The organism is Microbacterium sp. SGAir0570, assembly GCF_005491085.2.
Classification (GTDB): Bacteria; Actinomycetota; Actinomycetes; order Actinomycetales; family Microbacteriaceae; genus Microbacterium; species Microbacterium arborescens.
Map to the genome: position 1 here is coordinate 1,669,832 of NZ_CP027929.1, position 24,653 is coordinate 1,694,484.

At 68.7% G+C, this 24,653-nt stretch carries 23 protein-coding genes and 2 tRNA genes; 14 read left to right on the forward strand and 11 right to left on the reverse strand.

What is annotated here, in order from left to right:
* Positions 1 to 4: 4 nt before the first annotated feature.
* From C1N74_RS07990 to pepN, 3 genes are all read right to left on the reverse strand, one after another.
* Positions 5 to 814: an ABC transporter permease gene (locus C1N74_RS07990; protein WP_064956605.1), complete on the reverse strand. Its 810-nt coding sequence runs from the start codon at positions 812 to 814 to the stop codon at positions 5 to 7.
* A complete protein-coding gene (locus C1N74_RS07995; RefSeq protein WP_023950848.1) occupies positions 811 to 1,725 on the reverse strand; it encodes an ABC transporter ATP-binding protein in 915 nt (304 codons plus the stop codon). Before C1N74_RS07995 ends, C1N74_RS07990 begins: the two co-directional genes overlap by 4 nt.
* 108 nt (positions 1,726 to 1,833) lie before the next feature.
* On the reverse strand, positions 1,834 to 4,380 hold the full coding sequence (pepN, locus tag C1N74_RS08000; RefSeq protein ID WP_137750325.1) for an aminopeptidase N: 2,547 nt from the start codon (positions 4,378 to 4,380) through the stop codon (positions 1,834 to 1,836).
* A gap of 112 nt (positions 4,381 to 4,492) precedes the next feature.
* Between pepN and C1N74_RS08005 the strand changes: the two genes are divergently transcribed.
* From C1N74_RS08005 to C1N74_RS08020, 4 genes are read left to right on the forward strand one after another with little or no spacing between them, the layout of a single operon-like run.
* Positions 4,493 to 5,038 carry a ribose-5-phosphate isomerase gene (locus C1N74_RS08005; protein ID WP_023950846.1) on the forward strand — a complete coding sequence of 182 codons (546 nt, stop codon included), beginning with the start codon at positions 4,493 to 4,495 and terminating at the stop codon, positions 5,036 to 5,038.
* Positions 5,038 to 6,048 carry an Fpg/Nei family DNA glycosylase gene (locus tag C1N74_RS08010; protein ID WP_023950845.1) on the forward strand — a complete coding sequence of 337 codons (1,011 nt, stop codon included), beginning with the start codon at positions 5,038 to 5,040 and terminating at the stop codon, positions 6,046 to 6,048. The genes C1N74_RS08005 and C1N74_RS08010 overlap by 1 nt, the downstream gene beginning before the upstream one ends.
* Positions 6,049 to 6,052: 4 nt before the next feature.
* Positions 6,053 to 6,706 carry an FMN-binding negative transcriptional regulator gene (locus C1N74_RS08015; RefSeq protein ID WP_088380047.1) on the forward strand — a complete coding sequence of 218 codons (654 nt, stop codon included), beginning with the start codon at positions 6,053 to 6,055 and terminating at the stop codon, positions 6,704 to 6,706.
* Complete coding sequence (locus C1N74_RS08020) at positions 6,703 to 8,205, forward strand: amidohydrolase family protein (protein ID WP_375538055.1); 1,503 nt, start codon at positions 6,703 to 6,705, stop codon at positions 8,203 to 8,205. The genes C1N74_RS08015 and C1N74_RS08020 overlap by 4 nt, the downstream gene beginning before the upstream one ends.
* A 109-nt stretch (positions 8,206 to 8,314) precedes the next feature.
* Here C1N74_RS08020 and C1N74_RS08025 read toward each other — a convergent pair whose 3' ends face one another.
* The gene (locus C1N74_RS08025; RefSeq protein WP_023950842.1) at positions 8,315 to 8,800 is read right to left on the reverse strand and encodes a DNA starvation/stationary phase protection protein; all 486 of its coding nucleotides are present in this window, start codon (positions 8,798 to 8,800) and stop codon (positions 8,315 to 8,317) included.
* Between the two features lie 109 nt (positions 8,801 to 8,909).
* Between C1N74_RS08025 and C1N74_RS08030 the strand changes: the two genes are divergently transcribed.
* Positions 8,910 to 9,446 carry a gamma carbonic anhydrase family protein gene (locus tag C1N74_RS08030; RefSeq protein WP_137750326.1) on the forward strand — a complete coding sequence of 179 codons (537 nt, stop codon included), beginning with the start codon at positions 8,910 to 8,912 and terminating at the stop codon, positions 9,444 to 9,446.
* Between the two features lie 38 nt (positions 9,447 to 9,484).
* Here the strand turns inward: C1N74_RS08030 and C1N74_RS08035 are convergent.
* Positions 9,485 to 9,555: transfer RNA gene (locus tag C1N74_RS08035), tRNA-Gly, on the reverse strand.
* A gap of 134 nt (positions 9,556 to 9,689) precedes the next feature.
* Here C1N74_RS08035 and C1N74_RS08040 point away from each other — a divergent pair.
* From C1N74_RS08040 to C1N74_RS08065, 6 genes are all read left to right on the forward strand, one after another.
* Positions 9,690 to 9,763 (forward strand) — tRNA-Pro (locus C1N74_RS08040).
* A gap of 71 nt (positions 9,764 to 9,834) precedes the next feature.
* Positions 9,835 to 11,364: a trigger factor gene (gene tig, locus C1N74_RS08045; protein ID WP_137750327.1), complete on the forward strand. Its 1,530-nt coding sequence runs from the start codon at positions 9,835 to 9,837 to the stop codon at positions 11,362 to 11,364.
* Between the two features lie 194 nt (positions 11,365 to 11,558).
* Complete coding sequence (locus C1N74_RS08050) at positions 11,559 to 12,143, forward strand: ATP-dependent Clp protease proteolytic subunit (RefSeq protein ID WP_023950833.1); 585 nt, start codon at positions 11,559 to 11,561, stop codon at positions 12,141 to 12,143.
* Between the two features lie 23 nt (positions 12,144 to 12,166).
* Positions 12,167 to 12,832: an ATP-dependent Clp protease proteolytic subunit gene (locus C1N74_RS08055; RefSeq protein WP_023950830.1), complete on the forward strand. Its 666-nt coding sequence runs from the start codon at positions 12,167 to 12,169 to the stop codon at positions 12,830 to 12,832.
* Positions 12,833 to 13,003: 171 nt separating this feature from the next.
* Positions 13,004 to 14,272: an ATP-dependent Clp protease ATP-binding subunit ClpX gene (gene clpX / locus C1N74_RS08060; RefSeq protein ID WP_023950828.1), complete on the forward strand. Its 1,269-nt coding sequence runs from the start codon at positions 13,004 to 13,006 to the stop codon at positions 14,270 to 14,272.
* Between the two features lie 61 nt (positions 14,273 to 14,333).
* On the forward strand, positions 14,334 to 14,918 hold the full coding sequence (locus C1N74_RS08065; RefSeq protein WP_137750328.1) for a dihydrofolate reductase family protein: 585 nt from the start codon (positions 14,334 to 14,336) through the stop codon (positions 14,916 to 14,918).
* Here C1N74_RS08065 and C1N74_RS08070 read toward each other — a convergent pair.
* Positions 14,915 to 16,954, reverse strand: coding sequence for a M3 family metallopeptidase (locus C1N74_RS08070; protein WP_137750329.1), 2,040 nt, complete (start codon positions 16,952 to 16,954; stop codon positions 14,915 to 14,917). The genes C1N74_RS08065 and C1N74_RS08070 overlap by 4 nt on opposite strands.
* Positions 16,955 to 17,022: 68 nt before the next feature.
* Here C1N74_RS08070 and C1N74_RS08075 point away from each other — a divergent pair, with 68 nt between their 5' ends.
* Together C1N74_RS08075 and C1N74_RS08080 are read left to right on the forward strand one after the other, a co-directional pair.
* Positions 17,023 to 17,646, forward strand: coding sequence for a helix-turn-helix domain-containing protein (locus C1N74_RS08075; RefSeq protein ID WP_071919371.1), 624 nt, complete (start codon positions 17,023 to 17,025; stop codon positions 17,644 to 17,646).
* Between the two features lie 2 nt (positions 17,647 to 17,648).
* Positions 17,649 to 18,971, forward strand: a complete 1,323-nt coding sequence (locus C1N74_RS08080; protein ID WP_137750330.1) for an MFS transporter — start codon at positions 17,649 to 17,651, stop codon at positions 18,969 to 18,971.
* 19 nt (positions 18,972 to 18,990) lie between these two features.
* Here C1N74_RS08080 and C1N74_RS08085 read toward each other — a convergent pair whose 3' ends face one another.
* The 5 genes from C1N74_RS08085 to C1N74_RS08105 all read right to left on the reverse strand — a co-directional run bounded on the left by C1N74_RS08085 (position 18,991) and on the right by C1N74_RS08105 (position 24,184).
* Positions 18,991 to 19,224 carry a hypothetical protein gene (locus tag C1N74_RS08085; RefSeq protein ID WP_023950818.1) on the reverse strand — a complete coding sequence of 78 codons (234 nt, stop codon included), beginning with the start codon at positions 19,222 to 19,224 and terminating at the stop codon, positions 18,991 to 18,993.
* 1 nt (position 19,225) lies between these two features.
* Positions 19,226 to 21,805, reverse strand: a complete 2,580-nt coding sequence (gene valS, locus C1N74_RS08090; protein ID WP_137750331.1) for a valine--tRNA ligase — start codon at positions 21,803 to 21,805, stop codon at positions 19,226 to 19,228.
* A 104-nt stretch (positions 21,806 to 21,909) separates the two neighbouring features.
* Entirely contained in the window at positions 21,910 to 22,731 is an 822-nt protein-coding gene (locus C1N74_RS08095) for a MetQ/NlpA family ABC transporter substrate-binding protein (protein ID WP_137750332.1), read from the reverse strand.
* A gap of 32 nt (positions 22,732 to 22,763) precedes the next feature.
* Positions 22,764 to 23,435 carry a methionine ABC transporter permease gene (locus tag C1N74_RS08100; RefSeq protein WP_023950811.1) on the reverse strand — a complete coding sequence of 224 codons (672 nt, stop codon included), beginning with the start codon at positions 23,433 to 23,435 and terminating at the stop codon, positions 22,764 to 22,766.
* Positions 23,432 to 24,184, reverse strand: a complete 753-nt coding sequence (locus tag C1N74_RS08105; protein ID WP_023950809.1) for an ATP-binding cassette domain-containing protein — start codon at positions 24,182 to 24,184, stop codon at positions 23,432 to 23,434. The genes C1N74_RS08100 and C1N74_RS08105 overlap by 4 nt, the downstream gene beginning before the upstream one ends.
* A gap of 45 nt (positions 24,185 to 24,229) precedes the next feature.
* On the opposite strand from C1N74_RS08105, the gene C1N74_RS08110 reads away from it, so the two are divergent.
* Positions 24,230 to 24,646, forward strand: a complete 417-nt coding sequence (locus C1N74_RS08110) for an OsmC family protein (RefSeq protein ID WP_137750333.1) — start codon at positions 24,230 to 24,232, stop codon at positions 24,644 to 24,646.
* The last annotated feature ends 7 nt before the right edge of the window (positions 24,647 to 24,653 follow it).

Here is a 24,653-nt window from a genome sequence, read left to right on the forward strand (position 1 = left end):
TACCCTACGCGTCGGTCGCGCGAAGGATCGCCCAGCCGCCGAGCAGCGTCGCCGCGGGCCAGGCGAGCAGGGTGATGAGCCCCGTGGCGAAGTCGTCGCTTCCCGGCGACGTCACCGTCTGTGCTGCACTCGAGGGCAGGTACTGCGCGAGATCGACGATCCACGACCACGACTCGCCGCCGAAGGTGAACAGGCTGAGCACGATCGGCGCGACGAAGAGGAGCCCGACCGTGGCTGCGATCGCGCCGGCGCCGCTGCGGATGATGAAGCCCCACCCGAGCCCCAGCAGGGCGAACGTGGCCATCGCGAGGACGCCGAATGCGAGGGGGATGACCGACGAGTCAGCATCCGACCAGTCGATGGCCCGGTCGCCGAAGATGGGCGCCGACGCGATGACGGAGATGATCGTCGTCACGACCGTGGTCGCCGCGAGGAGCAACGCGAGCACCGCCGCCTTCGCCAGCAGCACGGCGCCACGGCGCGGTTCGGCTGTCAGGGTCGACCGGATCATGCCGGTGGAGTACTCCCCGGTGATCGCCATGGCCCCGAGGATGCCCGCGACGAGCATCGTGAACTGCATCGGTGCGACGATCGCGTTCACCGGCGGGAAGTCTCCGGCGAAGTCCTGCGACGCCCATGCCATGAGCAGCGACATCCCGATCGCCAGGACCGCGGTGACGCCCAGAGACCACCAGGTCGAGCGCAGGGTGAGGAGCTTGATGGCCTCGCTGCGGAGAAGCCTGCCGAACGACAGACGCACGTTCGGCTGCGTGGCGCGCGGGCGCGCCGGGGTCTGCACGGCGGTGGCGGTCATCGGACGGCTCCCTTGGTCTGGTACTCGACCGATCCCTCGGTCAGCGCGAGATAGGCGTCTTCGAGCGATCCGGCGCGCGGCGTGAGCTCATGGAGCGGGATCCCATGTGCCGCAGCGGCGTCGCCGATCGCTGCGGCGCTGAGCCCCGCGACCTGCAGGAGCCCGGGTTCGCCCGTGGTCACGGCGACGTCGGGGCCGGCGATGAGGCGGGTGAGCTCGTCGGCGCGCGGTGTGCGAACGACGACCGAGTTGCTCGTCCACGAGCGGACCAGGTCGTCGATGGCGGCGTCGGCCAGCACCTGGCCGCGGCCGAGGACGATGACGTGGTCGGCGGTGAGGGCCATCTCGCTCATGAGGTGGCTCGAGAGCAGGACCGTACGCCCCTGCGCAGCCTGCCCGCGCACGAACTGCCGCACCCACCGGACGCCTTCGGGGTCGAGGCCGTTCACCGGCTCATCGAGGATGAGGGTCTGCGGATCGCCGAGGAGCGCGGCGGCGATGCCGAGGCGCTGCCCCATCCCGAGGGAGAACTTGCCGGCCCGCTTGCCCGCCACCGAAGCGAGACCGGTGATCTCGATCACTTCGTCGACACGGGAACGCGGGATGCCGTGGGTCGCGGCCATGGCGCGGAGATGGTTGCGTGCACTCCGGCCGGTGTGCACGGCCTTCGCGTCGAGGAGGATGCCGACCTCGGTGAGGGGCGAGCGCAGCGAGCGGTAGTCGCGACCGTCGATCGTGACCCGGCCCGATGTCGGCCGGTCGAGCCCGACGATCATCCGCATCGTGGTGGACTTGCCTGCGCCGTTGGGGCCGAGGAAGCCGGTCACCTTGCCCGACTGCACGGTGAAGCTCACCCCGTCGACGGCTGTCTTGTCTCCGTACCTCTTCGTGAGGCCTTCTGCAACGATCATGCGCCCCACGCTATCGACGGGCGCATGCCGCCGTCGTCCGCCGGGAGTGCCGAGAACGACGATGGGCGTCGTACCGGAGTACGACGCCCATCAGCATTGCGAATGACGTCAGTCCTGGGCGTCGCGCTCCTGCACGGCGAGCGCCCGTTCGACACCGGCGAGGTTCTCGGCGACGAGACGGCGCAGGGCCGCAGGCGCCTCGGCGTTCTGCGAGAGCCACGCACGGGTCGCGTCGCGCAGGTCGGTGTTGGCGAGGGCCGCCGGGTACAGGCCGACGATGAGGTACTGCGCGATCTGGTAGGTGCGCGACTCCCACACCGGGAGCAGCATCCGGAAGTACTCGTCGACGAAGTCCCCGAGGTGTGCCGCGCCCGCCGGGTGGGTGAAGCCGGCGGCCGCCGAGCGCACGACGGTGTTGGGTAGATCGTCGTTCTCGATGAGGGAGGCCCACGCGGCCTTCTTCGCTTCGGCCGTGGGGAGCGCGGCCCGGGCCTGCGCGGCGAACTCCCCGCCCTTCGCGGTGTTGTCGGCCGCCAGCGCGGCGTCGATGTCCGCCGCCGAGACGGCGCCCGACGCGGCGAGCGAGACCAGAAGCGCCCAGGACAGGTCGGCGTCGATCTCCAGCCCCGGCAGGACAGTGTCGCCCGAGCGCAGCGCGCGGACGACGTCCGCGTGGGCGGCGGTCGATGCGGCCGACGCGAAGGCGGTCACGAACTGCAGCTGGCTGTCGCTTCCGGCCTCGGCCCGCTGAGCCAGTTCCCACAGCCCGTCGGCGACGCGCGCACGGGCGGCATCGCGGGTGCGCGGATCGACGTACGAGTTCGCGGCGAGCTGGAGCTGTCCGAGCGTGGTACGCACCGTGGTGGACTCGGTCTCGGTGCCGATGTTGCGAAGCACCAGGTCGATGTAATCGGTCGCCGATGCCTCGGCGTCGCGGGTCTGGTCCCATGCCGCACCCCAGACCAGGGACCGCGCGAGCGGGTCGCTGATCTTCGCGAGGTGCTCCACCGCGGTGCGGAGCGAGCGCTCGTCGAGGCGGATCTTCGCGTAGGCGAGGTCTTCGTCGTTCAAGAGCACGAGGTCGGGCTGCACACGTTCCTTGAGCTCGGGCACCTCGGTGAGGTCTCCGTCCACGTCGAGCTCGACGTGGTGCGTGCGCACGAGTGCGCCGTCCTTGAGCGAGTAGAACCCGACGCCGAGACGGTGCGGACGGATGGTGGGGTAGTCGGCGGGTGCTGTCTGGACGATGGCGAAGCGGGTGATGACCCCGTCGGCATCCGTTGCGATCTCCGGCTCGAGCGTGTTCACGCCCGCGGTCTCGAGCCACTTCTTCGACCAGGTCTCCAGCTCGCGGCCACTGGTGGCCTCGAGCTCGGCGAGCAGGTCCGACAGCTCGGTGTTGCCCCACGCGTGCTTCTGGAAGTACGCCGAGACACCGGCGAAGAAGGCTTCGACACCGACCCACGCCGCGAGCTGCTTGAGCACCGAGCCGCCCTTGGCGTATGTGATGCCGTCGAAGTTGACCTGCACGTCCTCGAGGTCGTTGATCCGGGCCACGACGGGGTGCGTCGACGGAAGCTGGTCCTGGCGATAGGCCCAGGTTTTCTCCATCGCGTTGAACGTCGTCCAGGCCTCGGTCCACTCGGTGGCCTCGGCCGTCGCGATGGTCGACGCCCACTCGGCGAACGACTCGTTGAGCCAGAGGTCGTTCCACCACTTCATCGTGACGAGGTCGCCGAACCACATGTGCGCGAGCTCGTGGAGGATCGTCACGACACGACGCTCCTTGACGGCGTCGGTGACCTTGGAGCGGAAGACGTAGGTCTCGGTGAAGGTCACCGCACCCGCGTTCTCCATGGCGCCGGCGTTGAACTCCGGCACGAAGAGCTGGTCGTACTTCGCGAAGGGATAGGGCACGCCGAACTTCTCCTCGAAGTACGCAAAGCCCTGACGCGTCTTGTCGAAGACGTAGTCGGAGTCGAGGTACTGCCACAGGCTCTTGCGCGCGTACACGCCAAGCGGGATGACGCGGCCGTCCGCGCTGGTGAGCTCGGAGAAGACCTGCTCGTACGGACCGGCGACGAGTGCGGTGATGTACGAGGAGATCCGGGGAGTCGGCTCGAAGGCCCAGGTGGCCGTCCCGCCGTCGCCGGGAACCGGCTCGGGCGTGGGGGAGTTGGAGACGACCTTCCACTCGGCGGGGGCGGTGATCGTGAAGCGGAACTCCGCCTTCAGGTCGGGCTGCTCGAAGACGGCGAAGACACGACGCGAGTCCGGGACTTCGAACTGCGAGTAGAGATAGACCTCGCCGTCGACGGGGTCGACGAACCGGTGCAGGCCCTCGCCGGTGTTGGTGTAGAGGCAGTCCGCGTCGACGATGAGCTCGTTCTGCGCCGCGAGGCCGTCGAGCGCGATGCGCGAGTCGCTGAAGGCCGCGAGGTCGATCGCGCGCCCGTTCAGCGTGATCTCGCGGACGTCGCGCGCGATCAGATCGACGAAGGTCGAGGCGCCCTCGGCGGCGGCGAAGCGGATGACGGTGCGGGAGCGGAAGATCTCCGCGCCGACGGTCAGATCGAGTGCGACGTCATAGCTCTGCGTGTCGACGATCGCGCGGCGCTCCTGCGCCTCGATGCGGGTGAGGTTCTCTCCAGGCACGTGCGTTCTGCTCCCAGGGTCGGGGTGAGGATTCGGGGCCGCGCGCTGCTGGCGCCGACGGCAACCGTGCCAGCCTACGCTTTCGGGGCTCGCACATTCATAGGATGGTGCCATGCGCATCCACATCGCGACCGACCACGCCGGTCTCGAGTTCTCCACTCAGCTCCAGCACCATCTCGCCGAGGCGGGTCACGACGTCGTCGACCATGGCCCGATCGAGTACGACCCTCTCGACGACTACCCGGCATTCTGCATTCGCGCGGCACAGGCCGTGGTGCGCGACCAGCAGGCCGGCGTCGAGGCTCTCGGCGTCGTGTTCGGCGGTTCGGGCAATGGCGAACAGATCGCGGCGAACAAGGTGCACGGGGTCCGCGCCGCGCTCGTGTGGAACATCCCGACCGCAGAACTCGCACGAGAGCACAACGACGCGAACGTGATCGCGATCGGCGCCCGCCAGCACACGTTCGACGAGGCGGTGACCTTCATCGACCGCTTCATCGCGACTCCCTTCAGCGGCGAGGAGCGTCACGCGCGCCGGATCGGTCAGCTCGCGGCGTACGAGGCCGACGGCAGCCTGCTGCCCGACCCGCGAGCGGGTGCGGAGGGCACCACCTCGCCCCTCCCGGCCACCGACTCGTTCGATCCGGAAGCGGGCTGATGCCCGAGGGCCACTCCGTCCACCGCATCGCCCGGCAGTTCGAGCGCAACGTGGTCGGACGCGTCGTCAGTGCGTCGAGCCCGCAGGGCAGGTTCGCGGAGGGCGCGGCGGTCCTCGACGGTCGCGAGGCGATCGAGGCGCGAGCGGTCGGCAAGCAGATGTTCCTTGCCTTCGAGGACGACGTCTGGCTGCGCGTCCACCTCGGCATGTACGGCGCGTGGGACTTCGCAGGCGAGATCGTCGTCGACCCGACGATCGCGTCTGCGAACGGGCGGATGGGGCACACGAACCAGCGCGGCACCGAGGTCGCACCGATCTTCGACAGCGCGGGGGAGAACTCCCTCAGCTCGATCGGAGCGCCGAGACGAGCGCGCGGGCGGGTCCGCATGAGCGAACAGACCACGGGTCTCGGTGACGACGGCGCCGCAGCGGGTGACGAGGAGTGGCCTCCGCCTGTGGTCGGCCAGGTGCGCCTGCGCCTGCTCACCGATGCGACCTGCGCCGACCTCCGGGGGCCGACGGCCTGCCAGCTGCAGACGCCCGAGGAAGTGCAGGCGACGATCGCGAAGCTCGGGCCCGATCCCTTGGTCGACGACCTCGCCGAGGGCGAGGAGCGGTTCACCGCGACGGTCCGCCGGAAGCCGACGCCGATCGGCCTGCTCCTCATGGACCAGAGCGTGGTGAGCGGGATCGGGAACGTGTACCGCGCCGAGATGCTTTTCCGAGCCCGTGTGAATCCTCATACACCGGGGCGCGACGTTCCGGAGGAGACCGTCCGGCAGCTGTGGCGCGACTGGGTCCGGCTGCTCGCGATCGGCGTCGAGACCGGCCAGATGATGACGATGGATGATCTCGACCCCGAGGCGTGGCGCCGCGCGATGGCCCACCGCGACGATCGGCACTGGGTCTACCACCGCGCGGGCCTGCCGTGCCGCATCTGCGGCACGGCGATCGTCCTCGAGGAGATGGCATCGCGCAAGCTGTACTGGTGCCCCAACTGCCAGAGATGAGCGCATGAGACAGAACCCGAGTTTCGCGATGACGGATGTCGCCGAGCTGCGCCGTGTGATCGATGAGAACCCTTGGGTCACGATCGTCAGCGCGGCAGCCGGCGGGCTCGTCGCCTCGCACTACGCCGTCCTCCTCGACGATGAACGCGACGACCTCACGATCGTGGGGCACGTCGGCCGCCCGGACGACGCGCTTCTCGGGCTCGGCGAGACCGAGATGCTGGTCGTGGTCCAGGGGCCGCACGGATACGTGTCGCCGCAGTGGTACGGCGACGTGCCGGCGGTCCCGACCTGGAACTTCGTATCGGTTCACCTCTCCGGCGTGCCCGAGATCCTCACAGCGGAGGAGAACCTGCGCGTGCTCGAGCGTCTCGTCGACCGATTCGAGGCCGGCGTCGGCACACCGCGCGGCATGTGGTCGGCTCCGAACGACGCCGACTTCGTCGGGCGTCTCGAGCGCGGCACGGTCGGATTCCGCCTCTCGCCGTCGCGCGTCGAGGCCAAGCGCAAGCTGAGCCAGAACCGGTCGGATGCCGTGGTCGACACCATCATCGCGCAGCTGGAGGAGGGCGCGACGCCATACGCGGACCCGCGGCTGGCCGGCGAGATGCGCCGCGCGCACGATGCGATTCGGGCGGGCCGGGAGAAGTCATCGTGAGCGCTCCCGCGCGCGGTGACGAGGTCGACGTCATCGCGGATGTCCGGCTGACAGGACCCGGCAGGACAGACCCCTTCGGCTCGGACCCGGTCGACGTGCACCTCGCGCGAGGAACCGTCGTCGACATCGCGCCCGCCGGTGCTCTGCCGAGGCGCGGTGTGGTGCTCGACGCGTCCGGCGGATGGCTGCTTCCCGGGCTCTGGGACCACCATGTCCACACCGTTCAGTGGGCGCTGGCGGCCCGGCGTGTCGATCTCGAAGGCATCTCGAGCGCTGCCGAGGCGGCCGCCGTGATGGGGCTCACGGGCCCGGACCACGATGGTCGGCGGATCGGCTCGGGCTTCCGCGACGCACTCTGGCCGGATCGGCCCTCCCTCGAGATGCTCGACGCGGTGACCGGCGACGCGCCGACGTATCTGATCAACTCCGATGTGCACAGCGTGTGGCTCAACAGCGCGGCGCTCCGACGCGAGGGGATGTCGGCACCCGACGGTGTGCTGCGCGAGGAACCTGCGTTCGAGATCTCACGCCGGTTGAACGCCCTCGACCCGTCTCTTGCCGACGCGGCGGTGATGGAAGCGTTGTCCGCCGCGGCCGCCCGCGGCGTGGTCGGCATCGTCGACCTCGACATGGCGTGGAACGCCGAGGCCTGGGCTCGTCGCCTCGCACGCGGATTCGACGCCGTGCGCGTGTCGTTCGGCGTCTACGCCAGCATGCTCGAGAGGGCGATCTCCGCCGGCCTGGAGACCGGCGACACGATCGACCCGGCCGGTCTCGTACGGATGGGGCCGTTCAAGGTCATCACCGACGGTTCGCTGGGCACGCGGACCGCGGCGTGCTCCCATCACTACCCAGGAGCCGAGACCGACTTCGGGGTCATGACGGTGCCTCCGGACGAGCTCGTCGCGCTGATGCGGCGGGCGACCGGCGCCGGCATCTCCTGCGCGGTGCACGCGATCGGCGACGTCGCGAACTCCCACGCCCTCGACGCCTTCGCCACGACGGGCGCCACCGGCACGATCGAGCACGCTCAGCTGGTCGCCCACGCCGATATGCCTCGTTTCGCGCGTCTCGGTGTCGGAGCCAGCATCCAGCCCTCGCACGCTGTGGACGACCGCGAGATGGCCGAGGAATTCTGGGCCGGGCAGACCGCGGTCGGCTACCCGATGCGCGAGCTCGTCGATGCGGGCGCGAATCTGCTGCTGGGCTCGGACGCGCCGGTCGCTCACCTCGACCCGTGGACCACGATGTCCGACGCGGTGTTCCGCACGCGAGACGAACGCGAGCCGTGGCGACCCCACCAGCGGATCTCCGCCGCGGTTGCTCTCGCGGCTTCCACCGCGGGCGGCTCCGAGACCGGCTCTGCGATCGAGCCCGGTGCCGTCGCCGATCTCGTCGTCGTCGACCGCGACCCGCTCGCCGCTTCCACCCCGGCCGCCTTGCGGGCGACCGCCGTGGAAGCGACTCTGCTCGCCGGTCGCGTGACGCACATCGGCTGACGCCGGCTCGACCGGATCTGCCGCGAGAACGACGAAACGGCGCGGCGATCGGTGGGGCGCGCTGTGCTGCCCGGGTCCGATCGACGCGCCGTTCCGTCGGCGCCGGGAATTACTCGGCGAGGTGCGCGAGCAGGAACCAGCGGTCCTTGTCGACGCCGCGCTTGATCTCGATCGCGACATCCTGGCTCGACAGGTCGACCTCGTCGAGGCCGTCGATCGCGGCCTGCAGGTCGACCAGAGCTGCGTCGATGTCGGACACGATGGCCTTGATCTCGTCCTGCCACTGCGCGAAACCGGCAGGGACGGCGGTGCTGGTCTTGTCGGCCATGGTCGAGACTCGGGAGTCGATCGGCAGGCCCAGGGCGACGATGCGCTCGGCGGCGGTGTCGGCGTAGTCCTGCGCGTGGGCGACGACCGAGTCGAGCAGCTCGTGGATCGCGATGAAGTTCGAGCCGCGGACGTTCCAGTGCGCCTGCTTGCCGTTGACGACCAGCGCCTGCATCTTGTGCACGACCGGGGTGAGGAACTGCGCGGCAGCGGCGGCGACCTCGGGGTCGGCGGTGAGGGCGGGGGTGGTGATGTTGGTGTCGGTCATGTCTGCGCTCCTTCTGGCAGGTCGTGGCCTGCATCTGTCCAAACGCTACTCACGCCGGAACATTCCGCAAGCAAGAGAAGGCTGGGCTCACCAGGGGTAACGTGAGGCCATGGTCGTCTCACCGAGCGCAACGATCCTGCCGCTGGGCGAGTCCCGGCCTCGTCTGCATCCGACGGTCTTCGTCGCGGACGGAGCTCGGCTGGTGGGCGATGTGACCGTCGGCGAGCTGTCGAGCGTCTGGTACAACGCCGTCGTCCGCGGTGATCGCTCGCGCATCGCGATCGGTGACCGCAGCAATGTTCAGGACGGCGTCGTGATCCATGTCGATGCGCGATCGCCCGCCCGGATCGGTGATGACGTCTCCATCGGTCACAACGCCGTCGTCCACGGATGCACGGTGGAGGACGGCTGCCTCATCGGTATGAACAGCACAGTGCTGAGCGGAGCCGTGATCGGGGCCGGGTCCCTCGTCGCCGGGGGAGCCGTCGTCCTCGAGGGGACGGTCGTCCCGCCGGGGTCTCTCGTGGCCGGCGTGCCCGCGAAGGTGCGCCGTGCTCTGACGGAGGACGAGCGGGACGGGCTCCGACGGAACGCTGCGACCTACCTGGAGCTGGCCGCCGAGCACGGGGCCGCCAGGGCCGAATGAAGAAACTCCTCCTCGCCTGAGACGAGGAGGAGTATGGGAGGGGCTGACGAGAATCGAACTCGCATCATCTGTTTGGAAGACAGAGGCTTTACCACTAAGCTACAGCCCCGCATCCGACCGGGATCGGATGTGGATCGCCGTTGCGCTGAGAACGGTGTCCAGCGCTGGCAACTCGAACAGTCTAGCGGACTCCGTCGGCTAGACTGACCACGGCCGTTTTCCGACGCACGTGTGCTGCGCGCCCGGGGCGTAGCTCAGCTTGGTAGAGCGCCCGCTTTGGGAGCGGGAGGCCGCAGGTTCAAATCCTGTCGCCCCGACAACGGCCCCACGAACCCAGACCACCGAACGGACGCGCGTGTGCGCGGCCGGATAAAGGAGAACGACAGGCATGGTCACCAGCACCGTCGAGACGCTCAGCCCCACGCGGGTGAAGCTCCACATCACGGTCAGCCCGGACGAGCTGAAGCCGAGCATCACCCACGCGTACGAGCACATCGCTCAGGACGTGCAGATCCCCGGCTTCCGCAAGGGCAAGGTGCCCGCTCCCATCATCGACCAGCGTGTCGGCCGCGGTGCGGTCATCGAGCACGCGGTCAGCGAGGGCCTCGACGGCTTCTACCGCGAAGCCGTCACCGCGAACGAGCTGCGCGTCCTCGGGCGCCCGTCGGCCGAGGTCGTCGACTGGCCCAGCGACAAGGACTTCTCCGGCGACCTGAAGGTCGAGGTCGAGGTCGACGTCCGTCCCGAGTTCGAGCTTCCCGCCTACGAGGAAATCACCATCGAGGTCGAGCCCGTCGCCACCGACGACGCCGCGATCGACGAAGAGCTCGACCGCCTGCGCGGTCGTTTCGGCACGCTCGTCACCGTCGACCGTCCCGCTGCGAAGGGCGATTTCGTCGAGCTCGACCTCGTCGCGACGATCGACGGCAACGAGATCGACCGCGCCGAGGGCGTGTCGTACGAGGTCGGCTCGGGCGAGCTGCTCGAGGGCATCGATGAGGCCATCGAGTCGCTCACCGCCGGCGAGGACACCACCTTCCGCTCGAAGCTGGTCGGCGGCGATCACGCCGGCGAAGAGGCCGAGGTCGCCGTCACGGTCAAGGCCGTCAAGGAACGCGAGCTTCCCGAGGCCGACGACGACTTCGCCCAGATGGCGAGCGAGTTCGACACCATCGCCGAGCTGCGCGACAGCCTCGCCGAGCGGGTCTCTCAGCAGAGCGTCTTCACGCAGGGCGCCGCTGCTCGCGAGAAGCTCGTCGACGCCCTCCTCGAAAAGGTCGAGATCCCGGTTCCGGCCGGACTCGTCGAGGACGAGGTCCACGCACACCTCGAAGGCGAGGGCCGTCTGGAGGATGACGTGCACCGCGCCGAGGTCACCGAGGCGAGCGAGAAGCAGTTCCGCACGCAGATGGTCCTCGACAAGATCGCCGAGACCCACGAGGTGCAGGTCTCGCAGGACGAGCTGACCCAGTACCTGATCCAGGCCTCCGCGCAGTACGGCATGGCCCCGCAGGACTTCGTCAACGCTCTCCAGCAGAACGGGCAGCTCCCGGTGATGGTCGGCGAGGTCGCCCGCAACAAGGCGCTCGCTATCGCCCTGGGCAAGGTCACGGTCGTCGACACCGATGGCAAGTCGGTCGACCTGACCGGCTTCATCACCGTCGAGGGCGAGGAGTCCGCCGCTGACGAGGTCGTCGAGGAGGCGCAGGAGATCGCCGACGAGGCCGCCGACGCCGACGCCGCCGAGGCGGAGGAGAAGCCCGCGAAGAAGGCTCCCGCGAAGAAGGCTCCCGCCAAGAAGAAGGCGGATGCGGCAGACGCGGCTCCGGCCGGCGAGGAGAAGGCTCCCGCGAAGAAGGCCCCCGCCAAGAAGGCTCCGGCCAAGAAGAAGGCCGCCGACGAGGCTGCCGCCGAGTGATCTTCTGATCTCAACGGTCGCCTGACCGGAATGAAGGGGCGGATGCTGCGGCATCCGCCCCTTCTGTTATCCGCGAGGACGCTCCGTCTCGACGGGCGCGGTGACACGGGCTATGCCCACGGCGAACACGGCCGGACGCGCGCGGCGGCGTCGGTAGATTCGACACGTCACGAAACTTCGGATCAGGAGCACACATGGCTGACCCCCTCATCGCAACAAGCGTCTTCGACAGACTGCTCAAGGACCGCATCATCTGGCTCGGGTCGGAGGTGCGCGACGAGAACGCGAACGAGATCTGCGCGAAGATCCTCCTGCTCGCCGCCGAGGACTCCGAGAAGGACATCTACCTCTACATCAACTCGCCGGGTGGCTCGATCACCGCCGGCATGGCGATCTACGACACGATGCAGTTCGTCCCGAACGACATCGTCACTGTGGGCATCGGCATGGCGGCCTCGATGGGGCAGCTGCTGCTCACCGCCGGCACCAAGGGCAAGCGCTACATCACCCCCAACGCGCGGGTGCTTCTGCACCAGCCGCACGGTGGGTTCGGCGGCACGGCCAGCGACATCCAGACGCAGGCGCAGCTGATCCTCGACATGAAGCGCCGCCTCGCCGAGATCACCGCGGCGCAGACCGGCAAGTCGGTCGAGCAGATCAACGCGGACGGCGATCGCGACCGTTGGTTCACCGCTCAGGAGGCGCTCGAGTACGGCTTCGTGGACCACATCCGCGAGTCGGCCACGGACGTGGTCGGCGGCGGCGGTACCGAGAACTGATCGACCGAAGGAGAAAGACAACGATGAACACACCCGCCTTCGGCCTTCCCCACGGCGCAGCGATGCCCTCGAGCCGCTACATCCTGCCGCAGTTCGAGGAGCGCACAGCCTACGGCTACAAGCGTCAGGACCCGTACAACAAGCTGTTCGAGGATCGCGTGATCTTCCTCGGCGTGCAGGTCGACGACGCGTCCGCCGACGACGTGATGGCTCAGCTGCTCGTGCTCGAGTCGCAGGACCCCGACCGCGACATCATCATGTACATCAACTCGCCCGGCGGCTCGTTCACGGCCATGACGGCGATCTACGACACGATGCAGTACGTGTCGCCCCAGATCCAGACGGTCGTGCTGGGTCAGGCCGCGTCGGCTGCGTCCGTGCTTCTCGCGGCGGGCGCTCCCGGCAAGCGCCTGGCCCTTCCCAACGCCCGCATCCTGATCCACCAGCCGGCCGTGGGCGAGGCCGGTCACGGTCAGGCGTCGGACATCGAGATCCAGGCCGCCGAGATCCTGCGCATGCGGACGTGGCTCGAGGAGACCATGGCGCGCCACACCAATCGCACGCAGGAGCAGGTCAACAAGGACATCGACCGCGACAAGATCCTGTCGGCCCACGAGGCGATGGAGTACGGCATCGTCGACCAGGTGCTGACGTCCCGCAAGCGCACCCCCGCCGCGATCACGTCCTGACGGGCGCGAGTGCATCGCGTATGGCCCCGGCGAGCAGCCGGGGCCATACGCGTCACTGCGGCGGTTCGACCCGAACCGTGCGCAAATCCGCGGGGATGTCTGCGGGAGAGGTTAGGCTCGGAGCACCACGCTCTCAGGTGAGCGACGGTTTCCGGCATCCAGGAGGGGTACATGGCTCGCATCGGTGAGAGTGCCGACCTGTTCAAGTGCTCGTTCTGCGGAAAGAGTCAGAAGCAGGTCCAGCAGCTGATCGCAGGACCCGGCGTCTACATCTGCGACGAGTGCGTCGAGCTGTGCAACGAGATCATCGAAGAGCGCATGGCCGAGTCCGGCGACGAGTCGGTGGCGGAGTTCGACCTTCCCAAGCCCCGTGAGATCTTCTCCTTCCTCGAGGAGTACGTCGTCGGGCAGGACCCGGCCAAGCGCGCTCTCTCGGTCGCGGTGTACAACCACTACAAGCGCGTGCGCGCTCACTCGACGCTTCAGCCTGCCGAGCAGCGCGCCGACGACGTCGAGATCGCCAAGAGCAACATCCTGCTGCTCGGGCCCACCGGCTGCGGCAAGACCTATCTCGCGCAGACGCTCGCAAAGCGACTCAACGTGCCTTTCGCCGTCGCCGACGCGACGGCGCTGACGGAAGCCGGGTACGTCGGCGAGGACGTCGAGAACATCCTCCTCAAACTGCTGCAGGCGGCCGACTTCGACGTCAAGCGTGCTGAGACCGGCATCATCTACATCGACGAGGTCGACAAGATCGCCCGCAAGGCCGAGAACCCCTCCATCACGCGAGACGTCTCCGGCGAAGGAGTCCAGCAGGCACTGCTGAAGATCCTCGAGGGCACGGTCGCGTCGGTTCCGCCGCAGGGAGGGCGCAAGCACCCTCACCAGGAGTTCATCCAGATCGATACGACGAACGTCCTGTTCATCGTGGCCGGCGCCTTCGCAGGCCTCGAAGAGATCATCTCGTCCCGCGTCGGAAAGCACGGCGTCGGCTTCGGCGCTCCGCTGCAGGAGAAGGACAAGGAGCTCGACCTCTTCCGTGAGGTCGAACCCGAAGACCTGCACAAGTTCGGTCTCATCCCCGAGTTCATCGGCCGTCTTCCCGTCGTGACCTCGGTCTCGCCGCTCGACCAGAAGGCGCTCATCGAGATCCTCACGGGCCCGAAGAACGCATTCGTGAAGCAGTATCAGCGGATGTTCGAGCTCGACGGCGTCGAGCTGGAGTTCGAAGAAGACGCACTTCGTGCGATCGCCGATCTCGCCGTCGCCCGGAAGACCGGTGCCCGCGGCCTTCGCGCGATTCTCGAGGACGTCCTCGGGCCCATCATGTTCGAGATCCCGTCCGCCGATGATGTCGATAAGGTCATCGTGACCCGTGCGGCCGTCGACGATGGCGCCGCTCCGACCCTGGTACTACGGCAGAAGCGCAAGAGCGCCTGACGCGCGGAGGCAGCGCGACGCCGTCCACCGTGATGTCGGAGGCCCGGGCTAGCCTGCCGACATGCAACGCATCATCTACGACGCGGCGACCTCGCTCGACGGCTTCATCGCCGACGCCGATGGTTCGCTCTCCTGGCTGTTCGCGGTCGACGGAGGCGACGAGCCCGATGCGAGTCTGATCCCCGCCGACGCGGGCGTTCTCGTCGAGGGGTCGACGACGTACGAATGGCTCCTCGCGGAGTCGGATCTGCTCGCGCACCCCGAGCGGTGGCAGGAGTTCCACGGTGATCGACCGACGTTCGTGTTCACCTCTCGTGATCTGCCCCGGCCGGCCGGCGCGGACGTCAGGTTCGTCTCGGGGCCCGTGCCGGCCGTCCTCCCTCGCATCCGGCAGGCAGCCGGTGATCGCGACGTCTGGATCGTGGGCGGCGGAGATCTGGCCGGGCAATTTCTCGACGCCGACGCGCTCGATCAGATCGCGGTATCGGTCGCGCCCGCGACCCTCGGTGGGGGAGCGCCCGTGCTCCCGCGCCGCATCGAGTCCGACCGGCTCTCACTGCGTTCCGCGGAGCAGGTGGGCGCTTTCGCGCGTCTGGTGTACGACATAGCGCCCGCCGACGGTGACCCTCAGGAGGGTGCGTCCTAGACGCTGAGGCCGCGGCGCACGAGGAGCGGCTCGATGCGGGCATCGCGACCACGGAAGTCACGGTATGCCTCCAGGGGGTCCTTCGACCCGCCGACCCCCAGCAGGCGCTGACGGAACCGGTCGCCGTTCGTGCGGGTCAGGCCGCCGTTCTCCGCGAACCACTCAACGGTGTCGGCGTCGAGGACCTCGCTCCAGATGTAGGAGTAGTACCCGGCACTGTACCCGCCGGAGAAGATGTGCGCGAAGTATGCCGAGGAGTAGCGCGGCGGCACCGCGGGATCGTCGAGGCCGATGTCCGCGAGCGCTGCGGCTTCGAAGGCGGCCACGTCGGTGACGGCCGCCGCTTCGTCTGCACTGAGCGAGTGCCAGGCGAGGTCGAGCCACGCGGCGGCGAGATACTCGCTCGTCGCGAATCCCTGATTGAACGTTCCGGAGGCCTCGAGCCGGTCGACGACGTCGGATCCGATCGGCTCGCCGGTCTCGACATGGCGAGCGTAGTTCGCCAGCACCTCGGGGCGGTAGATCCACATCTCGTTGACCTGGCTCGGGAACTCGACGAAGTCTCGGAACACGTTCGTCCCGGCGAAGGTCGGATAGGTGACGGTGGCGAACAACCCGTGCAGTGCGTGCCCGAACTCGTGGAAGAGGGTCGTCACCTCATCGAGCGTGAGCAGCGTCGGTGTACCCGGCGCCGGCTGGGGGACGTTGAGGTTGTTGACGACGATCGGCGTCGTGCCGCGCAGCTCCGACTGCGAAGCGATGGAGTTCATCCAGGCGCCGCCCCGCTTGGTGTCGCGGGTGTAGAGGTCGAGGATGAAGAGCCCGAGGTGCGAGCCGTCCTCGTTCGACACCTCGAATACTCGTGCGTCCTCGTGGTATGCCGGAAGGTCTCCGCGCTCACGGAACGTGACGCCGTACAGCTGTGTCGCGGCCAAGAAGACACCGTCGCGCAGCACGCGTTCGGCCTCGAACCACGGGCGCAGGGCCGTCGTGTCGATCTCCAGCGTGGTCGCGCGCACGCGCTCGGTCGCGAACGCCCAGTCAGCGGGACCCACCTCGTCGCCCAGGACGGCCCGAAGTGCCTGCTTCTCCTGCTGCGCGTTGTGGGCCGCGGGGGCGGCGAGTCGGCGCAGCAGCGACGTCACCGCTTCCGGGTTGCCCGCCGTCTGATCGGAGGTGACGTAGGCCGCGTGAGACGGAAAGCCCAGCAGCTCGGCGCGCTCGGCACGCAGCCGGACGATCTCGAGCAGCACGGGGCGGTTGTCGTGCGGGCCGGGCCGTGAACCGCGCGCACGCGACGCCTCGAGGATCCGCCGACGCGACTGCGGGTCGGTGAGCGAAGCGAGCGACGGGTGGCCCGTGAACAGCGTGAGCGTGACCACGTAGGCGCCGTTCAGTCCACGATCGGCAGCCGCACGCGCAGCGGCGGAGATCTCGCCCTCGCTCAGACCGTCGAGCTCCTCGCGCGATGCGAAGACGACGGCGAGATCGTTCGTGTCCGCCAGGAGGTTCTTCTCGAACGTCGTGGTGAGCACGGAGAGGCGGCTGTTGAGCTCGGTCAGGCGTCGCTTCGCGTCGGCGTCGAGCCCGGCGCCGGCGTGCGTCATCTGCACGAACCGCCGCTCCAGCAGATACCGCTGCTCAGCGGTGAGTCCGAGTTCCTCCCGTGCGGCATGCAGACTCTCGATCCTGGTGTAGAGGCGCTGATCGAGAAGGATCGCGTCGGAGTGCGCAGACATCATCGGCGCGAGCCTCTCATCGACTGCCTGGACTGCCGGGGTGGCGTCGGCGGAGCTGATCGTGAAGAAGGTGCGCGCGACGTCACCGAGGAGCCGTCCGCTGTTCTCCCATGCCGCAACGGTGTTCTCGAAGGTGGGCGGTTCGGGATCGGCGGTGATCGCGTCGATCTCGGCGCGTTGCTGAGCGAACGCTTTTTCAAACGCGGGCAGATAGTGATCCGGCTCGATCTCGCGGTAGTCGGGGAGGCCCCAGGGGAGGGCCGAAGCGGTCAGGAGCGGATTCGATGACGCCGGCATGTGCCCAGCCTACGCGCAACACAAAGAAGTACTTGCAAAGAACTATTTGCAAAGCTATCTTTGTGCTCATGACCGAGATCAACGACGAGGAGAAGACGCGGCGCGACGTCCGCACGCTCGACTCCGGCGCGCTGCGTGCCCTTGCGCATCCCGTCCGCGTGCGGCTGTACGACATCCTCAGTCAGCAAGGCCCTCAGACGGCGAGCTCGCTGGCGGCCATGACGGGGGAGTCGTCCGGTTCCACGAGCTACCACCTGCGCGCCCTCGCGAAGCACGACCTGATCCGCGAGATCCCGGATCGCGGCACCGCGCGCGAGCGGTGGTGGGAGCGACCCTCGGGGGGCGTCTCGTTCCCCGGACCGGACTCCTTGCGCACGCCCGCGGGGCGTGCCGCGACGCAGGTCGTGATGGGCGAGTTCCTCGACCGCCGTCACGAGCAGCTCATGCGTTTCGTCGGGACCACACTGCGCGATGAGCTCGATCCGTGGGCGGAGAACGCCCTCATCACGTCTGCCACGGTCTCGTTGACGGCCGCGCAGCTCGGCGAGGTGAACGCGAGGATCCAGCGTGTCATCGACGATGTGGTCGACGAGTACCGCGTGGACGAAGCCGCGGATGCGGCGCCCTCCGTCGACCGCCGCATCGTCTCGCTGCGCGCCGAAGCTTTTCCGATCACGACAGAGAGCGACTGATGATGAGCGTCGTCACCGACACCCCGGCTCAAGCCCCCGGGTCCGGGCGCCCGCGGCCCCTCGGGCGGGACTTCAGCCGACTGTGGTCCGCCGCCGCGTTCAGCAATCTGGCGGACGGACTGGGCCGCACCGCGGTTCCGCTCATCGCAACGACGCTCACGCGCGACCCGCTGCTGATCTCGTTGCTCGGTGCGGCGGCCTTCGTCCCGTGGCTCGTCTTCGGCGTGCCGGCCGGCATGATCGTCGATCGGTTCGACCGGCGTCGCGTGATGGCCCTGGCGAACACCGTGCGCGGGGCGGCCGCGGTCGGATTGGCGGTGCTCACTGTCACGGGCGGGCTCGATGTCGTGTGGCTGCTGATCGGCACTCTGGTCTTCGGCTTCGGCGAGACGCTCTTCGACAACGCCACCAACGCGGTCATCCCGAGCGTCGTCGGCCGAGACCAGTTGGATCGAGCCAACGGACGGATCCAGGCCGCGCAGATCACTATCGACAGCTTCCTCGCGCAGCCGGTCGCCGGCGTCCTGTTCGCCGTGTCGCTCGCGCTCCCGCTGTGGCTGGGCGCCGCCGGGTACATCGTTCCGATCGCACTCGCGCTCGTCCTTCCGCTCGCGGCGGCGCGGTCCCGAGCCTCGACCGTCGTCGGCGCCGATCAGGGCGAGGTCGTCGCCGGCACCGTGCCGGAGCCACTGCCCGCTCCGACCGTTGCCCCGGTCCCCGCCGGCGAGGCGCTGCGGTACCTCTGGCGACACCGGTTCCTGCGGGCGCTGGTCGTGTTCACCTCGGTCGTCGGATGCGCTTTCGCCTTCGCGCAGGCACCGACGCTGCTCTACTTCCTGGATGTCCACGGGGTACCCGAGATCGCCATCGGGTTCGTCACGGCGGGCGTCGGAGTCGGCGCACTCGGCGGCTCGCTCGTCGCTGCTCGTCTCGTCGCGCGATGGGGGCGCGGCAACGTGATGTGGGGAGCGAACCTGGCCGCGGCCGCATGCATGGTCGCCGTCGGGCTCGCGCCGAACATCGTCGTCGCGATCATCGCCTACGCGGGAATGGCTTTCGCGGTGTCGCTGTGGAACGTTCCGTGGGGTGCGCTGCGGCAGCAGATCATCCCGCCGGCGCTGTTCGGGCGCACTCTCGGCATCATCCGCACTCTGACCTGGGGACTCTTCCCGGTGGCGACGATCCTGGGCGGGCTGGTCGCGTCCGTCGACCTGCGACTGCCCTTCATCGCCGCCGGGGCGGTGTGCATCGTCGCGACGGCGGTCTGCACGCGACTCATCCGATCCGCGACCGGACAGGGCTCTCCCGCCGCCACCCCGGACTGAGCGGCGGGAGAGCGGGGCGTCAGAACGTGTCGTCGTCTATCTGGCCGACGACGGGAACACCGGCAGCATCGAGCGAGACGACGACGCCGTTCTCCAGTTCGGCGACGGGGCGCCCCTCGAGCCAGGTCAGCGTCCACTTCGGACGCGGATCGACGTCGAGCACGCGATCCACGGCGCGGACCTGATCACGGAATGCGGCCGGCAGAGAGGCCGGCGGCTCATCGCCGCTGGTCCACCGGGTTCCCAGACGCATCTCAGACCTCCTGCGGGGCCAGCTCGACGCGCTCCACGACGAGGTCGCCCGCGCCGTCGAGGAGTTCGAGCTCGGTGATGCGTCCGACCGCCTTCAGGTCGCCCTCGGCGCGGCGCAGGCGCTCGATCGTCGCGGCATCCGCGCGAAGCGAGAGAACCGAGACGGGGGTCTTCTGCGAGGCCTTCGCCTCGGTCTTCGCCCGTCGGATCCCGATGAGCGCGGCGCTGGCCGCGGTCAGCACGTCGGGATCGCCGGCGATACCGCTCGCCTCGGGCCAGGATGCGGCGTGCACCGAGCCCTCCTCGAACCACGACCATGCTTCCTCCGCAGCGAAGGCGAGGACCGGGGCCAGCAGACGCAGCAGCGAGGACAGCGCGAGGCGCAGTGCCAGGGCCGCCGAGGCCTGACCCGCGTCGGAGCGGTCGTACGCGCGCTCCTTGACGAGCTCGAGGTAGTCGTCGCAGAACGTCCAGAAGAAGGCCTCGGTGATCTCCAGTGCGCGAGCGTGATCGTACGCCTCGAACGCGCGCGTGGCGTCGACGATCACCCGGTCGAGCGTCGCAAGCATGGCGGCGTCGAGGTCGTGGGTCACGGCCGCGCCGTCGGGCACGGGGAACGAGAGCACGAACTTCGCCGCGTTGAGCACCTTGATGGCCAGACGGCGGCCGATCTTCACCTGCGTCGGGTTCTGCGGGTCGAACGCGGCATCGGAGCCGAGGCGGCTCGAGGCTGCCCAGTAGCGGACCGCGTCTGTGCCGTGCTGCGCGAGGATGTCGGCCGGAGTGACCACGTTCCCCTTCGACTTCGACATCTTCTTGCGGTCGGGGTCGACGATGAATCCGGAGATCGCGGCATCCGACCACGGCGCGCGGCCGTCCTCGAGAGCGCTGCGGAGCATCGTGGAGAACAGCCAGGTGCGGATGATGTCCTGCCCCTGCGGTCGCAGATCGAACGGCGCGACGAGCTGCCACAGCTCGTCGTCGCGCTGCCACCCGCCCGCCAGCTGCGGGGTCAGCGACGACGTCGCCCAGGTGTCGAAGATGTCGCGCTCGGCGTCGAACCCGCCCGGCACCCCGCGCTGCTCGGCGGTGTAGCCCGAGGGGACATCGGTGGTCGGGTCGATCGGGAGCTGAGCGGCATCGGGGGTGATGACGCGCTCGTAATCGCGTTCGCCGTTCTCGTCGAGTCCGTACCAGATCGGAATGGGCACGCCGAAGAACCGCTGACGCGACACGAGCCAGTCGCCGGTGAGTCCGTTCGTCCAGTTCTCGTAGCGAACCCGCATGAAGTCGGGGTGCCACGACATCTCCTGGCCGAGCGAGATGAGGCGCGACCGCAGCTCTTCGTCGCGGGCTCCGTTGCGCAGGTACCACTGGCGCGTCGAGACGATCTCGAGCGGACGGTCGCCCTTCTCGAAGAACTTCACCGGGTGGCTGAAGGGCTTGGACACCTCGAGCAGCTCCCCGGACTCCTGCAGGAGTTCCACGATGCGCTTCTTGGCGCTGAAGACGGTCTTTCCGGCGAGTTCCGCGTATGCGGCGCGCGCGGCATCCGCGACGATGACGTCGGGCGCGTCGGCGACGATGCGGCCGTCGTGACCGAGGATCGTGCGGTTGGGCAGGTCGAGCTCGCGCCACCAGATGATGTCCGTCACGTCACCGAAGGTGCAGATCATCGCGATTCCCGAGCCTTTGTCGGGCTGAGCGAGGTGGTGCGGGAGAACCGGCACCTCGACGTCGAAGAGCGGTGTGCGCACGGTCTTGCCGAAGTACGGCTGATAGCGCTCGTCGTCCGGGTTCGCGACGAGGGCGACGCACGCCGGCAGCAGCTCCGGGCGCGTCGTCTCGATGTGGATGTCGCCGCTGCCGTCGGTCTTGTGGAACGCGATCCGGTGGTACGACGCCTGCTGCTCGCGATCCTCGAGCTCGGCCTGAGCGATCGCGGAGCGGAAGTCGATGTCCCACAGCGTGGGAGCGAGCGCCTGATACGCCTCGCCCCGCTCGAGGTTGCGCAGGAACGCGAGCTGGCTGGTGCGGATGGTCTCGTCGGAGATGGTCCGGTACGTCTGGGTCCAGTCGACGGAGAGCCCGAGCTGACGGAAGAGCGACTCGAACTGCTTCTCGTCCTCGATGGTCAGCTTCTCGCACAGCTCGATGAAGTTGCGACGGCTGATGGGCACCTGGTCGGCGGCGCGGCTCGACTTGTTGTCGCCGCCCTCGAACGGCGGGACGAACGACTCGTCGTACGGGAGGGTCGGGTCGCAGCGCACGCCGTAGTAGTTCTGGACACGGCGCTCGGTGGGAAGACCGTTGTCGTCCCAGCCCATCGGGTAGAACACGCTCTTGCCGCGCATGCGCTCGAACCGCACCTTCAGATCGGTGTGCGTGAACGAGAACACGTGGCCGATGTGCAGCGAGCCGGATGCCGTCGGGGGAGGCGTGTCGACGGAGAAGACGCCGCCACGGCCCGTCTCAGCGGCGCGCGCGCGATCGAACAAGTAGGTGCCCTGCTCGGCCCAGGCGGCGTCCCACTTCTGCTCGAGGCCTTCCAGAGCGGGCTTCTCGGGAATGTGCGCTGTCATGGGAACTCCTCGACGATATGTGCGGCACTGTGTGAGCGTGCCTGAGTGTGCGTCGTCCGAGTCTACCGGGGGTGGGGCGCCGCATCGGTGCCCCACCCGTGTGGTCAGAAGGCGGCTTCGATGGTCTCGTTGCCCTCGATGACCTTGCGCACCTCGTCGCTCGTGAACGCGTCGATGAGTGCCTTCGTGGCGGGGGAGTCCGCCTCGGCCGAGGGCACCACGAGCTGCAGCGCGAAGCGGTCGTCGAGCTCGGTGAGCAGGCCGTCGTCCTGAGGGGTCAGGCCGAGCGCGGCGATGTGCGACGGCCACTGGAAGACCAGGTCCGCCTCGTCATACGCCGTGTTCAGCTGATTGATCTCGAGCGAGAGGAACTGCAGGTTCTTCGGGTTCTCTGAGACATCGTCGAGCGTCGCGGTGTAGGGGTCGATGCCCGGGGTCAGTCCGATCACGCCGGCGTCGGCGAGGAGCTTGAGCGCACGGGCGGTGTTCGACGAGTCGTTCGGGATGGCGACCGTCGCACCGTCGGGGAGCTGATCGATGTCGGTCAGGGTCTTCGAATAGAACGCGATGACGAAGTTGTAGATGGGTTGGACCGCCTCGAGTGAGGCCCCGTTCTTCTCGTTGAACTCCTGCATGTACGGCTCGTGCTGCGAGAAGTTCGCGTCGATGTCGCCGGCGGCGAGCATGTTGTTGACCGTGACGTAGTCCGACACCGGTACGAGCTCGATCTCGTACCCGTCGGAGATCGCCGCTCCGGCGGCCTCGACGATGTCGGTCGCGGGGGCGGTCACTGCACCCACGCGCAGTGTCGTGACGCCGGAATCGGCGTCGCCCGGTGAGCCGGCGCAGCCGGCGAGCAGCCCGGCGGTCGCCAGCGTGGCGACCGCCGCCGTGACGAGGCGAGCGCGAACGGAGCGGAAGGACATGGGTTCTCCTTGTGAGAGTCGGTGGGCAGGAGTCAACGGTGGTCGAGACGGATCGACAGGCGGTGACCGATCGATTGGATGACCAGGACGACGACCAGGATGACGGCGATCGTGAAGTACATCAGCGGATAGTCGTACTCCTGGTAGCCGTAGCGCAGGGCGAAGTCGCCGATCCCGCCGCCGCCCACCACGCCGAGCACGGTGGAGTACGACAGCAGACTGATCGTCGCCGACGTCAGGGCGTAGACGAGGCCGGGGAAGGCTTCCGGGAGGAGGAAACGCACGATCGTCTGCGGAAGCGTCGCTCCCATCGTGCGAGCGACCCGCGGGATTCCGGGGCTGATCTCGCGCAAGATCTGCTCCACCAGACGCGCGTAGATCGCGACGGCGACGAAGCAGAGCGAGAACGTCGCCGCGGGCGTGCCGAATGTCGTCCCGTAGACGAGCCGGGTCACCGGCACGAGGAACACGACGAGCAGCAGGAACGGGAACGAGCGGACGACGTTGATGAAGAGGTTCCCGGTCCACCACACCGCGCGATTCGGTGCGGCGCCGCCCCGGCGGGTCAGGTATACGAGCATGCCGAGCGGCAGTCCGAGGAGCACCGCCGCCGCGAGAGAGACCAGAAGCATGTAGCCGGTCTCGCCGAGGGCCTCGAGCAGGTCTTCGCCCCGGCGGCCGAGCGAGTCGGCGAGACCGCTCATGCGCCGAGCTCCCGTCGGGCGCGGTCGAGATAGCTCTCCGAGCCGAGGTCGGGCTCGGGCTGCACCCGCAGGATGTCGTGGACTCGCCCGTCCTCGAACAGGGCGACACGGTCGCAGACCCGCCGGACGACGGCGAGATCATGTGTCACGACGACCACGGTCGTGCCGAACCGGTCGCGGGCCGCGCGGAGCAGTGCGAGCACGCCGTCGGTGGTGCTGGCATCGAGAGACGAGGTCGGCTCGTCGCACAGCAGGATGTCCGGGCGCGCGACGAGCGCACGGGCGATGCCGACGCGCTGGCGCTGGCCTCCGCTCAGCTCGGCGGGGTACGCGTGTTCGCGGCCGCCCAGGCCGACGAAGCGCAGCACCTCGTCGACCGAGGCCCGTCGCTCTCGCGCGTGTTCGCGGCCACTCAGATCGAGAGCGATCGAGACGTTCTGAAGCACGGTCCGGTTCGCCAGGAGGTGCACGCCCTGGAACACCACTCCGATGCGCCGGCGAAGCGTGCGCAGCGCCGCCCGGCTGAGTCTCTGCGGGTCCTGTCCCAGCACCCGGACGGCGCCCGCCGTCGCGCTGATCTCGCCCGTGAGCAGGGCGAGAAGCGTGCTCTTCCCCGCGCCGCTCTCGCCGATGACTCCGAAGATCTCGCCCGGCGCGACCGTGAGATCGACGCCCGACAGGGCGCGGGTGCCGCCAGGGTACGTGACGCCGACCCCGCTCAGGGAGATCGGATCGTCGGTCGGGCGCACGCCGCATCCTCCAATAGTTGGACGACGTTCAACTATAGTCGACGCATGGCCACCCGGTACCGCACCTCAGCTCTGAACGACGACGGCGGGACGGGGGTCAGTCGTGTGCCGGATGGTCTGGAGGTCGCGGTATCCAACCCGTTGCAGCCGGGGCACGACAGGCGCGCGAGCAACCCGGAGCAGCTCCTCGCCCTGGCCTGGGCGACGTGCCTGAACGCCACGGCGCAGGCGATCGTGTCGGGAGCGCATCGCACCGCCGTGCGCGTCGAGGTCGCCTTGCGCGACGCCGAAGGCCGCGAGGGATACGAGTTCGTCGTGACCGCCTTCGTCTCGGGCGAGGGGCTGGACGAGAGCGAAGCCTCGAACCTCGCCGTCGCTGCGCACGCGCGTTGCCCGATCTCGCGCCTGCTGCAGGCTTCACCGCTGGCCGAGGTGCGTGGCGAGGCCTGGTCGGCGATCTGACGAGGCC

Coding starts and splice junctions, on each gene's coding strand:
- C1N74_RS07990 (WP_064956605.1), bottom strand. CDS start 814: ATGACCGCCACCGCCGTGCAGACCCCGGCGCGCCCGCGCGCCACGCAG.
- C1N74_RS07995 (WP_023950848.1), bottom strand. CDS start 1,725: ATGATCGTTGCAGAAGGCCTCACGAAGAGGTACGGAGACAAGACAGCC.
- C1N74_RS08005 (WP_023950846.1), top strand. CDS start 4,493: ATGCGCATCCACATCGCGACCGACCACGCCGGTCTCGAGTTCTCCACT.
- C1N74_RS08010 (WP_023950845.1), top strand. CDS start 5,038: ATGCCCGAGGGCCACTCCGTCCACCGCATCGCCCGGCAGTTCGAGCGC.
- C1N74_RS08015 (WP_088380047.1), top strand. CDS start 6,053: ATGAGACAGAACCCGAGTTTCGCGATGACGGATGTCGCCGAGCTGCGC.
- C1N74_RS08025 (WP_023950842.1), bottom strand. CDS start 8,800: ATGACCGACACCAACATCACCACCCCCGCCCTCACCGCCGACCCCGAG.
- C1N74_RS08030 (WP_137750326.1), top strand. CDS start 8,910: ATGGTCGTCTCACCGAGCGCAACGATCCTGCCGCTGGGCGAGTCCCGG.
- tig (WP_137750327.1), top strand. CDS start 9,835: ATGGTCACCAGCACCGTCGAGACGCTCAGCCCCACGCGGGTGAAGCTC.
- C1N74_RS08050 (WP_023950833.1), top strand. CDS start 11,559: ATGGCTGACCCCCTCATCGCAACAAGCGTCTTCGACAGACTGCTCAAG.
- C1N74_RS08055 (WP_023950830.1), top strand. CDS start 12,167: ATGAACACACCCGCCTTCGGCCTTCCCCACGGCGCAGCGATGCCCTCG.
- clpX (WP_023950828.1), top strand. CDS start 13,004: ATGGCTCGCATCGGTGAGAGTGCCGACCTGTTCAAGTGCTCGTTCTGC.
- C1N74_RS08065 (WP_137750328.1), top strand. CDS start 14,334: ATGCAACGCATCATCTACGACGCGGCGACCTCGCTCGACGGCTTCATC.
- C1N74_RS08070 (WP_137750329.1), bottom strand. CDS start 16,954: ATGCCGGCGTCATCGAATCCGCTCCTGACCGCTTCGGCCCTCCCCTGG.
- C1N74_RS08075 (WP_071919371.1), top strand. CDS start 17,023: ATGACCGAGATCAACGACGAGGAGAAGACGCGGCGCGACGTCCGCACG.
- C1N74_RS08080 (WP_137750330.1), top strand. CDS start 17,649: ATGAGCGTCGTCACCGACACCCCGGCTCAAGCCCCCGGGTCCGGGCGC.
- C1N74_RS08085 (WP_023950818.1), bottom strand. CDS start 19,224: ATGCGTCTGGGAACCCGGTGGACCAGCGGCGATGAGCCGCCGGCCTCT.
- valS (WP_137750331.1), bottom strand. CDS start 21,805: ATGACAGCGCACATTCCCGAGAAGCCCGCTCTGGAAGGCCTCGAGCAG.
- C1N74_RS08095 (WP_137750332.1), bottom strand. CDS start 22,731: ATGTCCTTCCGCTCCGTTCGCGCTCGCCTCGTCACGGCGGCGGTCGCC.
- C1N74_RS08100 (WP_023950811.1), bottom strand. CDS start 23,435: ATGAGCGGTCTCGCCGACTCGCTCGGCCGCCGGGGCGAAGACCTGCTC.
- C1N74_RS08110 (WP_137750333.1), top strand. CDS start 24,230: ATGGCCACCCGGTACCGCACCTCAGCTCTGAACGACGACGGCGGGACG.